This window comes from Paenibacillus sp. FSL K6-0108, assembly GCF_045040695.1.
GTDB lineage: Bacteria > Bacillota > Bacilli > Paenibacillales > Paenibacillaceae > Paenibacillus > Paenibacillus pabuli_B.
Genome location: NZ_CP150288.1, coordinates 132,251 through 143,780 on the forward strand (window position 1 = coordinate 132,251; position 11,530 = coordinate 143,780).

Genomic DNA, 11,530 nt, shown 5'->3' on the forward strand with positions numbered 1-11,530 from the left:
CTTTCCATTTTCACGCCTTATTTCTACATCGTAAGCTAACAGCACGTATTGCCGTTAACCGGCTGCAAAACACGTAGGGGGACATTAAGCTTTATGGAAAAATTAATGATTAGTGGCGGACGTCCGTTACAGGGAACTGTAACTATAAGCGGCGCCAAAAACAGCGCCATCGCGCTTATTCCTGCAGCATTGCTTGCCGAGTCTGAAGTCGTGCTGGACAACCTGCCGCTTTTAAGTGACGTGGCAGTTTATGCAGAAATTTTGGAGGAACTCGGAGCTCATGTACACTGGGAAGGCAGTCAGATGAAGATCGATCCTTCCGAGATCAAATCCATTCCCATGCCGAATGGTCCCGTGAAGAAGCTTCGTGCTTCGTATTATATGATGGGAGCACTGCTTGGGCGTTTTAAAGAAGCAACCATTGGTTTACCCGGAGGCTGCAACTTCGAGCCTCGTCCGATTGATCAACACATCAAAGGGTTTGAAGCGCTTGGCGCAACTGTAACGAACGAACATGGCTCCATTCATTTGCATGCCAAAGAGCTGCGTGGAGCAAAGATTTATCTTGATGTAAGCAGTGTAGGTGCAACCATTAACATCATGCTGGCGGCTACTCGTGCCAAAGGCTCTACAATTATCGAAAACGCGGCTAAAGAGCCTGAGATTATAGATGTAGCAACACTTCTGAATTCAATGGGTGCCAGTATCAAGGGTGCAGGTACTGAAACAATTCGTATTGAAGGTGTGTCGGAGCTTAAGGGTTGCCGTCATTCCATCATTCCAGACCGTATACAAGCAGGCACGTATATGATCGCTGCGGCTGCGACGCGGGGCGACGTTCTGATAGACAATGTTATTCCCAAACATCTGGAGGCTTTGACGGCAAAGCTGCTGGAAATGGGCGTTGGCATTGAAGAGCTGGACGAAAGTATTCGTGTCATCGGCAAGCCGAATTACAATCATGTAGACGTTAAGGCGCTCGTTTATCCTGGTTTTCCAACGGATCTACAGTCCCCGATGACCAGTGTATTGACACAGGCAACGGGTGTGAGTGTCCTGAGCGACTTTGTATATAGCAACCGTTTTAAGCATGTTCCTGAGTTAGTGCGCATGGGTGCAAAGATTCGTGTGGAAGGGCGCTCAGCTATTATTGAAGGCAGTGCTTTGAATGCGGCCAAGGTAAAAGCATCCGATCTTCGCGCTGGTGCAGCGCTGGTGATCGCAGGCCTCACCGTTAGTGAAGGTGTGACTGAAGTGACGGGTGTTGAGTTTATAGATCGTGGGTACGATCATCTAGTAACCAATCTGCGTCTATTAGGTGCAGATGTGTGGCGAGAAACCGATTAATTCTTTATTGCAAGGCGAGTTTTACGGCATTTAAGTGATTATTTTGCCGGAACTGCATATCCTTTCAGTAATTGGGTAAACCTGTTTTAATAGAGTTCTCAGTCTCTCCGGGATAAGATGAAATGTTTCTGTTTCCCTTTACCGGAGGGTCTTTTTTTGAGTCAGACTTCATATGGCTGTAAGAACATCATTTCCTTTTCCCCAACCCCCGGTTTTGTTTGAACTGCGCTCCATAGCCGGTCTGCCCGGATCGAACGCCTCATGTATTCGTTCACTCACTAGCGGATCTTGCCGAAAGATGGCTATCCCGCCCGGAAACTTACACTCAAAGACAAGTATTTGCATTATAACGGTTACATTCCGTACAATGGACAGAAGAGAAATGCAGAACAATGCTGATCTCATAGCCGGAACATCAAGCGAAACTATCCATTTCACGGACTTATTAATTGAATAGGTGGTTATTATATGGATCTACAAATTTCCGATTTGGAAGAAATGAAACTAACGGACCTCTACAAACTGGCCAAAAAATATCAAATTCCCTACTACGGCACTTTAAAAAAGAAAGAATTGATCTTCGCTATATTACGTGCACAAGCTGAACAGAGTGGATTGATGTTCATGCAGGGTGTGCTCGAAATTCTACCTGAAGGCTACGGATTCCTTCGTCCGATCAATTACCTGCCAAGTACGGAAGACATCTACATCTCAGCCTCACAGATTCGCAAGTTTGACCTAAGAACCGGTGACCTCGTATCAGGTAAGTGTAGAACTCCTAAAGAAAACGAGCGATACTTCGGTTTGCTGCAAGTCAACGCTGTGAATGGTGAGAATCCATCGGCGGCTGCGGAAAGACTTCACTTCCCGGCATTAACCCCATTGTACCCGCAGAAGAAACTGGTTCTCGAAACATCCCCCAACCATTTGTCCACACGCATTATGGATGTGCTCGCCCCGGTAGGTCTGGGACAGCGCGGATTGATCGTAGCACCTCCCAAAGCGGGTAAAACACTTCTCCTCAAAGAAATCGCCAACAGCATCTCAACCAACAACCCGGAAATTGAACTATTTGTTCTGTTGATTGATGAACGTCCGGAAGAAGTTACGGATATGTCGCGTTCGGTTAAAGGGGAAGTTGTGGCTTCAACGTTCGATGAGCTGCCAGAGAACCATATCAAAGTTGCGGAATTGGTACTTGAACGTGCGCTCCGTCTGGTTGAAGCGAAAAAAGATGTCGTTATTTTGCTGGATAGCATTACGCGTCTTGCTCGTGCATACAACCTGGTCATCCCACCGTCCGGACGGACACTTAGTGGTGGTATTGACCCAGCAGCATTCCATCGTCCGAAACGTTTCTTCGGTTCTGCACGGAATGTGGAAGAAGGCGGAAGCCTGACGATCCTGGCTACAGCGTTGATTGATACGGGATCACGTATGGATGATATCATTTATGAAGAATTTAAAGGTACGGGCAATATGGAGCTTCATCTGGATCGTAAGCTGGCAGAGCGTCGTATTTTCCCGGCTATCGACATTCGTCGTTCCGGTACACGCCGCGAGGAAGTATTGCTGAGCAAAGAAGAACTGGATACAATCTGGGCAATTCGTAAAAACATGAACGATTCCCACGACTTTGTCGAAGGCTTCTTGAAGAAACTGCGTAATAGCAAAACGAATGCTGAGTTCCTGGCGGCATTTGATACAGCTGGCAGCAGTCCGACCAGCAACTCCGGATCGACTACGACTCGGCGCTCGCCAAGACAGACTGCGGCGTCCGGTACAACTACCTAGCATGACGTCGTTGATTTAACACGAATTTTGCAGCCTTGCTGCTGGATTAACAATATACCCGTCGTTTGGTTTAACCCATTAGATGTGAGGAGAACATCATGTATTTAGTATACGCAGATGAAAAAGGTAATGTATTTGATCATCCATCCCTGTACGGGCTTGCCCGCAGTGGAGATATGATCGTCGAAATTATGGAGGATGAACTGATTCCTTTACCGGAAGGTGCAACGCTGGTTGGACTGCCGAGTACACGGCCGATTGGTATGGACCCGGATACTGGCGAGATGCTGCCAATGCCTAGTGATACACAAGCGGTTGGGGCTTTGCTTCCGCAAGGATTCACTCGATTGTGTCTTCCAGGTTATGTGAAGACGGATAAGGAGTACAAACTGCCTTTGTTCGGTTACTCGGCTGTTGTTTGGAAAGATGGTCAGTTTTACGTCACGGCCCGGATGTCGGATCACCCGGATCAATGGAATCCGCTGAACTGTGACCGGGATGACGTGCACGCGGGTGTTAAACGTTTAACGAAGCAATATCCCGAAAACCGTCTCTATACCCATCTGTCCAACTGTGCGCTCGGGTATGAATGCCTGACTTCGTCCAACACCTTCCTGAATCGTTGGGAAGGCGGCGTTCCGGTATCGTATTCCTGCAACGCAGGCTGTTTCGGATGTATTTCGGAGCAACCGGATGACAGTGGCTTCGTTTCCCCGCAGACCCGGATGAATTTCCGTCCGCGTGTGGACGAAATCGTTGAAGTCATGCTGGAGCACTTGAAGACGCCGGAATCGATTATCAGCTTTGGTCAAGGTTGCGAAGGGGAGCCTTCCACGCAAGCCAAGTTGATTATTGAAGCCATTCGTGAAGTACGCTCCATAACCGACATGGGATATATCAACATTAACACCAATGCCGGTTTGAATGACCATATCAGAGGCATTGTTGATGCAGGGCTTGATCTAATGCGTGTAAGTACGATCAGTGCATTGGATGACCACTATAATGCTTACTACAAACCTCGTGGATATACACTGGCCAATGTAGAAAAATCGATGAAATACGCTGCTTCCCAGGGTGTATATACGTCAATCAACTATTTGATCTTCCCGGGAGTGACGGATCGTGAGGAAGAGATTGAAGCGATGATTGAGTTTGCGCGCAGAACCGATTTGCGTCTGATTCAAATGCGTAATCTTAATATAGACCCGGAGAGCTATCTGGAATTGATTCCTCCAGCCCAAGGTGATATTTTGGGGATGAAGCAAATGATTGAGATTTTTGAGGAAGAGCTGCCTGATGTCGTTATCGGCTCCTTTACGCACGTTCCCCCAGCTGGAATGGCACGTCCGAAACGCCTAATCACCTCCTGATAATAATGGATTGCAACCGGCATAAGGCCGTGTTATAATCTTCGATGTTGTGCCATTTACTCTGGGTCCGCTTGAGGCTCAGGGCGGAAAGAGGTGAAAGGTAATGAAAGCAGCAATTCATCCTAAATACACGATTGGTCAAGTATCTTGCGCTTGCGGGAATACTTTTGAGACTGGTTCGGTTAAAGACGGACTTCGTGTAGAGATTTGCTCCGCGTGCCACCCGTTCTTCACCGGTAAACAGAAGTTTATCGATGCCGGCGGCCGTGTTGATCGTTTCAAGAAAAAATACGGAATCTAATTCAGTAATTCCTCTGGGATTGTCTGACTATTACATCCAAATCGCCTCTGCCGTTTCGGCAGGGGTTTTTATATGTTTTTATGTGAGTTAATATACATCCAAATTCCCCCTGGTTGCAATTTGGACTACCTTACGTTATACTATTTCTTACCGTGCTAGATGGGGAGGTAGCGGTGCCCTGTAACTCGCAATCCGCTATAGCGAGGTTGAATTCCTGCTAGAGGTTTTGTCGATGTGAGGTTTGGTCCCTTAACGTGGTGTTGACGGTTGGGTCCTCCGCAATGAGTACTCATGAACCTGGTCAGGTCCGGAAGGAAGCAGCCATAAGTGAGATCACTCTTGTGCCGGAGGGTCGCCTAGCCCGAGCTGTTGTTAAGGGGTGCCACTTGGATCGCAATTATCGATAGCAGGTGCACGGCTTACCCTTTAAATGTAGAGACCTTTGCAGTTGTATGTATGCAGAGGTCTTTTTGATATGTTTAAAAAAACCAAGCATGATGAGCCAGATAAAGTTTGGATTCACCCTGGAATATAGTATAATGGGGGAACGACAAAGGACTCGAATGCGAAGTGGAAGGAAGGTAACGCATCATGGAGCATATCGCGTTATACCGGGCTTGGCGTCCCCAGTCGTTTCAAGATATGGTGGGACAACAGCATATTATTCAGACCTTGCAGAACGCGATTCGTGAACAGCGGACTTCCCATGCCTACTTGTTTAGCGGGCCCAGAGGAACAGGGAAGACAAGTGCCGCCAAGATTTTGGCCAAAGCTGTAAACTGCGAGCGCGGGCCTGCGCCTGAGCCTTGTAACGAGTGTGAAGCTTGCCGCAGGATTACGACTGGCGCTGTGATGGATGTGCAAGAAATTGATGCCGCATCCAATCGTGGCGTTGAAGAAATCCGCGATCTTCGGGAAAAGGTGAAATACGCCCCGACTGAAGTCCGGCAGAAAGTGTATATTATTGACGAAGTGCACATGCTGACGACAGAGGCATTCAATGCGCTGCTCAAAACATTGGAAGAGCCTCCGCCCCATGTGATGTTTATTTTGGCAACAACAGAACCCCATCGTCTTCCAGCGACGATTATTTCTCGCTGTCAGCGATTTGATTTTCGCCGGGTGTCCCTGGAAGAACAGACAGCGCGACTTACGCTGATTTGTGAACAGGAAGGCATGGAAGCCGATCAGGATGCGCTCCAGTATATCGCCCGCTTGTCTGACGGAGGGATGAGGGACGCACTTAGTGTCCTGGATCAGATCTCTTCCTTTACAGATGGAAGGGTAACCTATCAACAGGTTATGGATATGACTGGAGGTATTCCTTCCGAACAGTTTGCAAAGTTGGCTGCTTCTCTGCTCAAAGGCGATGTAGGTCATATTTTGCAAATGATCGAAGGGTTCATGCATGAAGGTAAGAGTGCAGACAAGTGCATGGAAAATTTGCTTTATTATTTCCGTGATTTGCTTATGATTAAGATGGTGCCGGATGCAGATAAACTGACGGATCGGGTGCTTAATCCCGAGTCGTTCCGTGATATGGCAGAATCATTCACCAAGGAACAGCTGTTCCAGATGATTGATACCCTTAACAGGTACCAGAGTGAGATGAAATATGCAGTACAGCCGCAGACGCTGTTTGAAGTAGCTCTTCTTAAACTTTGCAGTATTCCTGCTCAAGGGGCGTCATCCGTTCAGGTGACGGGTTCGGTCGGCGCTGCACCTGTTGCATCCGCGCCAGCGGATGGTGGGGAGATCAACCGACTGAAGCAGCAGCTTGCTGAACTGGAGAAAAAGCTGGATCGCGCGCTTAAGGGTGGTTTGTCTGGTGGGGAGGCTGCATCAAGTGCTCCTTCACGTCCGGCAACAAGAGCCCCGGTATCGAGAGGCAATTCTCCAGCGAAGTTACCTGCACAGCTGGATCAGTATGTTGCGCGTAAGGGATCTCCTGAGTTTGTGGAAGTCAGCAAGAAGTGGGGGCAGATCCTGCAGCGTGTAAAAGAAGAGAAAGTAACTGTTCACGCCTGGTTTATGGATGGAGAACCGGTATCGGTGCTGGAAGATAATGTTCTGGTGGCGTTTAAGAACAACATCCATCGTGAAACTACGGAGAAGCAGGCTAATCGTGAAGTGATTGAACGGGTGCTGTCTGAACAGCTTGGACGTTCAGCGCGCCTGGTGACGATGATGCTCAAAGATTGGACCGGAGCGATGGAAGGAGCTGCTGAAACGCCAAAGGAGGACTTTAAGCTTGAACCTGAGCATGAAGACGGCGGTTCAGGCAACAAGCAGCCTTGGATTGATGAAGCCATCCAGCTCTTTGGTGAGGATCTTGTGGTAATCAAAGAATAGATATACATGCGCCTGGCGCGATAACTATACCAAAGGAGATGAATAATCATGAACAACATGAACCAAATGATGAAACAAGTGAAGAAAATGCAGGAGCAAATGCTGAAAGCACAGGAGGAGTTGGCGGACAAAACAGTCCAAGGCACTTCCGGTGGCGGTGTTGTAACAGCTGAAGTTAACGGACACAAGAAATTGCTGGCTATCACTATCAAGCCAGAAGCGGTTGATCCAGAAGATGTAGAAATGCTGCAGGATTTGGTTATGACAGCAGTCAATGACGCAATGACCAAAGCAGATGAAATTGCGAACCAGGATATGGGTAAATTCACAGGTGGCATGAAAATTCCGGGATTATTTTAATTTAAATTGATCCTATCAAAGGAGACGCAATCGATTGTATTATCCCGAACCGATAGCGAAGCTGATTGACGCCTTCACCCGTTTGCCGGGTGTTGGCCCCAAGACTGCAGCGCGACTAGCTTTTCATGTGCTTAACATGAAGGAAGATGACGTTATTGATTTTGCCAAAGCACTCGTCAGTGTGAAGCGGAATCTTCATTACTGTTCGGTGTGTTGTAATATTACGGATACTGACCCGTGTCGGATCTGTCAGGATAAGTCCAGGGATGTCTCGGTAATCTGTGTAGTTCAGGATTCCAAAGATTTGGTGGCTATGGAGCGTACCAAGGAATTTGATGGATACTATCATGTGCTGCAGGGCGCAATCTCTCCTATGGAGGGAATAGGTCCGGATGATATCCGTCTGAAGGAACTTTTGACCCGTTTGAGCGATGAACGAGTTAAAGAACTGATTCTGGCTACAAATCCGAATATCGAAGGTGAGGCCACGGCGATGTATATTTCCCGTTTGGTCCGTCCGTTTGAGATCTCGGTGACTCGGATTGCCCATGGATTGCCTGTTGGAGGCGACCTGGAGTATGCGGATGAAGTGACTCTTTCCAAAGCGCTGGAAGGGCGCAGGGAAATGAGATAGCTTTGAGCGCTGCTTAATGAGAGTGTGCATATATAATGATTTATTTTCTTAAGCAAAGACATAGATAAATTTCGATTACTTGGAGAGCCCTTTAGGCTCTCTTTTTTTTGTTTTTTTACTCGTTTTAACACGGGTTACATGTGAAATCTCTCATTTCTACGGATATATGTGTAGATGCAAAGAATTGCGTGATATCAAATTAACGATTCATAAAATGAATCGGTTCAGTTCTAAGTTTGTCCCTTCGCTGATATGTATGAGAATGTGCTGTATTGATCAGGAGAGGGGGAGTACTGATGTTTACATGGAGAAATGCAGGAAGATCAATGGAGAAGCGTGAAAGAATGCTAAAGGAGATGGAAGAGGAGCAGATTTATTCAGATATACAGAAAGCCAAGGCGGAGTGGGAACGGGCGGTTAGACAGTTTGAAGAGGCGCAGGGGCAAGATGAGATCGATTATGCGATCTATGTGTTGGAGGCTGCAGAGCGTAAATATCAGATTCACTTGAAGCGTGCTAAGCGTATTGGGGTTAAAAGAGCAGTTGTTGGTGATCGGGGAATGGGTGTGTAGTTAGCGGTGTGATATTCATTTGTTGGGGGTGTTGGGTATGAGGAGTCTTATATTGGGTATTGTGCTTGTTGTGTCTTTACTGGGGTTGGTAATCATATTGTTTAGAAAACGAATTGGACTATCCTTCTTTACCTCATTCGGGATCCATCTAGTCTTGGCTGCGGTGGGGATATATGTCGTTAATTATTCAGGGTGGATCACCGGAACTTACATTCCACTGAACCCTGCCACTATAGGCACTGTAAGCATTCTGGGATTGCCGGGTGTTGGATTGTTATTAGGTTTAAAAATTTCTTTGTTTGGGTAGTTGACTCCTGGAATGTTTATATGGTACATTATATCTCGTTGCTTTGCTTGCTTGGTTAAATGCTTTTGACGAAATTCAAGGGTTCGATAAGAACTCGAAAAAAGAATTTCAAAAAAAGCTTGACTGAAACAAACGAAGTATGGTATATTATAAAAGTCGCCGCTGAGAGAAAATGGTGACGAAAAAACGAGAAAAAACATCAAGTTTGATCTTTGAAAACTGAACAACGAGTGAGTAACGATCTTGCTTGCAAGATCGATAAATTGAGATTTTTAATCTCGTCAGATTCAAAATGAGCTCATCGCTCTTTTCAATACTTTATTGGAGAGTTTGATCCTGGCTCAGGACGAACGCTGGCGGCATGCCTAATACATGCAAGTCGAGCGGACTTGAAGAGAAGCTTGCTTCTCTGATGGTTAGCGGCGGACGGGTGAGTAACACGTAGGCAACCTGCCCTCAAGTTTGGGACAACTACCGGAAACGGTAGCTAATACCGAATAGTTGTTTTCTTCGCCTGAAGGAAACTGGAAAGACGGAGCAATCTGTCACTTGGGGATGGGCCTGCGGCGCATTAGCTAGTTGGTGGGGTAACGGCTCACCAAGGCGACGATGCGTAGCCGACCTGAGAGGGTGATCGGCCACACTGGGACTGAGACACGGCCCAGACTCCTACGGGAGGCAGCAGTAGGGAATCTTCCGCAATGGGCGAAAGCCTGACGGAGCAATGCCGCGTGAGTGATGAAGGTTTTCGGATCGTAAAGCTCTGTTGCCAGGGAAGAACGCTTGGGAGAGTAACTGCTCTCAAGGTGACGGTACCTGAGAAGAAAGCCCCGGCTAACTACGTGCCAGCAGCCGCGGTAATACGTAGGGGGCAAGCGTTGTCCGGAATTATTGGGCGTAAAGCGCGCGCAGGCGGTCATTTAAGTCTGGTGTTTAATCCCGGGGCTCAACCCCGGATCGCACTGGAAACTGGGTGACTTGAGTGCAGAAGAGGAGAGTGGAATTCCACGTGTAGCGGTGAAATGCGTAGATATGTGGAGGAACACCAGTGGCGAAGGCGACTCTCTGGGCTGTAACTGACGCTGAGGCGCGAAAGCGTGGGGAGCAAACAGGATTAGATACCCTGGTAGTCCACGCCGTAAACGATGAGTGCTAGGTGTTAGGGGTTTCGATACCCTTGGTGCCGAAGTTAACACATTAAGCACTCCGCCTGGGGAGTACGGTCGCAAGACTGAAACTCAAAGGAATTGACGGGGACCCGCACAAGCAGTGGAGTATGTGGTTTAATTCGAAGCAACGCGAAGAACCTTACCAGGTCTTGACATCCCTCTGACCGGTACAGAGATGTACCTTTCCTTCGGGACAGAGGAGACAGGTGGTGCATGGTTGTCGTCAGCTCGTGTCGTGAGATGTTGGGTTAAGTCCCGCAACGAGCGCAACCCTTGATCTTAGTTGCCAGCATTTCGGATGGGCACTCTAAGGTGACTGCCGGTGACAAACCGGAGGAAGGTGGGGATGACGTCAAATCATCATGCCCCTTATGACCTGGGCTACACACGTACTACAATGGCCGGTACAACGGGCCGCGAAGCCGCGAGGTGGAGCTAATCCTAAAAAGCCGGTCTCAGTTCGGATTGCAGGCTGCAACTCGCCTGCATGAAGTCGGAATTGCTAGTAATCGCGGATCAGCATGCCGCGGTGAATACGTTCCCGGGTCTTGTACACACCGCCCGTCACACCACGAGAGTTTATAACACCCGAAGTCGGTGGGGTAACCGCAAGGAGCCAGCCGCCGAAGGTGGGATAGATGATTGGGGTGAAGTCGTAACAAGGTAGCCGTATCGGAAGGTGCGGCTGGATCACCTCCTTTCTATGGAGAATCGTTTCCCGCAGCGGAAACATTCAAATATCAAATCTAGCCAGGTCGGCTAGTTGCTCACTCGTTGCTCAGTTTTGAGAGCTCAAACTCTCAAACGTTTGGTGGCGATAGCGAAGGGGTTCCACACGTTCCCATCCCGAACACGACCGTTAAGCCCTTCAGCGTCGATGGTACTTGGACCGCAGGGTCCTGGGAGAGTAGAACGCCGCCAAGCGTAAACCCATTACGGGTTTCAATATAATATATAATGTGGGCCCTTAGCTCAGTTGGTTAGAGCGCACCTCTGATAAGGGTGAGGCCGGTGGTTCGAGTCCACCAGGGCCCACCATTTAACTTCATAAGTATTTTGTATGCGGGGTCCCCGGAAAGTAATCGGAATCGACTTCGTAGGCAAACTTCACTTTTTGGGGTGAAATTTGGGGCCATAGCTCAGCTGGGAGAGCGCCTGCCTTGCAAGCAGGAGGTCAGCGGTTCGATCCCGCTTGGCTCCACCAACAAGATTTTACAAGCTTGTTCTTTGAAAACTAGATATCGAAACGAAATATGCGAATTAGAACATTCCTTTTTAGCTGAACTTGTGTTAAGCAAGTTTCAATAAAAACGGTAGATTG

General features: G+C 48.0%; 10 protein-coding genes, 2 tRNA genes, 2 rRNA genes and 1 other RNA gene. 14 read left to right on the top strand and 1 reads right to left on the bottom strand.

Going from position 1 to position 11,530, the window contains the following annotated elements; genetic code table 11:
- Nucleotides 1–93: 93 nt before the first annotated feature.
- Nucleotides 94–1,347 (top strand): UDP-N-acetylglucosamine 1-carboxyvinyltransferase, encoded by a 1,254-nt coding sequence (locus MHB49_RS00605; RefSeq protein ID WP_405154648.1) that lies wholly within the window; start codon nt 94–96, stop codon nt 1,345–1,347.
- Nucleotides 1,348–1,515: 168 nt separating this feature from the next.
- On the opposite strand, the gene MHB49_RS00610 is transcribed toward MHB49_RS00605, so the two are convergent.
- Complete coding sequence (locus MHB49_RS00610) at nt 1,516–1,752, bottom strand: hypothetical protein (RefSeq protein WP_405154649.1); 237 nt, start codon at nt 1,750–1,752, stop codon at nt 1,516–1,518.
- Between the two features lie 63 nt (nt 1,753–1,815).
- On the opposite strand from MHB49_RS00610, the gene rho reads away from it, so the two are divergent.
- The 13 genes from rho (at nt 1,816) to MHB49_RS00675 (ending at nt 11,413) form a co-directional block, all read left to right on the top strand.
- Complete coding sequence (rho, locus tag MHB49_RS00615) at nt 1,816–3,141, top strand: transcription termination factor Rho (RefSeq protein ID WP_076292185.1); 1,326 nt, start codon at nt 1,816–1,818, stop codon at nt 3,139–3,141.
- 98 nt (nt 3,142–3,239) lie between these two features.
- Nucleotides 3,240–4,514 (top strand): radical SAM protein, encoded by a 1,275-nt coding sequence (locus MHB49_RS00620; RefSeq protein WP_405154650.1) that lies wholly within the window; start codon nt 3,240–3,242, stop codon nt 4,512–4,514.
- A gap of 103 nt (nt 4,515–4,617) precedes the next feature.
- Entirely contained in the window at nt 4,618–4,815 is a 198-nt protein-coding gene (gene rpmE / locus MHB49_RS00625; protein ID WP_024628775.1) for a 50S ribosomal protein L31, read from the top strand.
- Nucleotides 4,816–4,965: 150 nt separating this feature from the next.
- Nucleotides 4,966–5,233, top strand: an RNA gene (gene ffs / locus MHB49_RS00630) — signal recognition particle sRNA large type.
- Between the two features lie 173 nt (nt 5,234–5,406).
- Nucleotides 5,407–7,167, top strand: coding sequence for a DNA polymerase III subunit gamma/tau (gene dnaX, locus MHB49_RS00635; RefSeq protein ID WP_405154651.1), 1,761 nt, complete (start codon nt 5,407–5,409; stop codon nt 7,165–7,167).
- Nucleotides 7,168–7,215: 48 nt separating this feature from the next.
- The gene (locus tag MHB49_RS00640) at nt 7,216–7,527 is read left to right on the top strand and encodes a YbaB/EbfC family nucleoid-associated protein (protein ID WP_024628773.1); all 312 of its coding nucleotides are present in this window, start codon (nt 7,216–7,218) and stop codon (nt 7,525–7,527) included.
- Nucleotides 7,528–7,561: 34 nt separating this feature from the next.
- The gene (gene recR, locus MHB49_RS00645; RefSeq protein ID WP_062329683.1) at nt 7,562–8,161 is read left to right on the top strand and encodes a recombination mediator RecR; all 600 of its coding nucleotides are present in this window, start codon (nt 7,562–7,564) and stop codon (nt 8,159–8,161) included.
- Nucleotides 8,162–8,505: 344 nt separating this feature from the next.
- Nucleotides 8,506–8,733: a DUF2508 family protein gene (locus tag MHB49_RS00650; RefSeq protein WP_405157014.1), complete on the top strand. Its 228-nt coding sequence runs from the start codon at nt 8,506–8,508 to the stop codon at nt 8,731–8,733.
- Nucleotides 8,734–8,770: 37 nt separating this feature from the next.
- Nucleotides 8,771–9,040 carry a pro-sigmaK processing inhibitor BofA family protein gene (locus MHB49_RS00655; RefSeq protein WP_405154652.1) on the top strand — a complete coding sequence of 90 codons (270 nt, stop codon included), beginning with the start codon at nt 8,771–8,773 and terminating at the stop codon, nt 9,038–9,040.
- A gap of 318 nt (nt 9,041–9,358) precedes the next feature.
- Nucleotides 9,359–10,910: ribosomal RNA gene (locus MHB49_RS00660) — 16S ribosomal RNA — on the top strand.
- 106 nt (nt 10,911–11,016) lie between these two features.
- A 5S ribosomal RNA gene (gene rrf / locus MHB49_RS00665) occupies nt 11,017–11,133 on the top strand.
- A 37-nt stretch (nt 11,134–11,170) separates the two neighbouring features.
- A tRNA-Ile gene (locus MHB49_RS00670) sits at nt 11,171–11,247 on the top strand.
- 90 nt (nt 11,248–11,337) lie between these two features.
- Nucleotides 11,338–11,413: transfer RNA gene (locus tag MHB49_RS00675), tRNA-Ala, on the top strand.
- Nucleotides 11,414–11,530 lie beyond the last annotated feature (117 nt).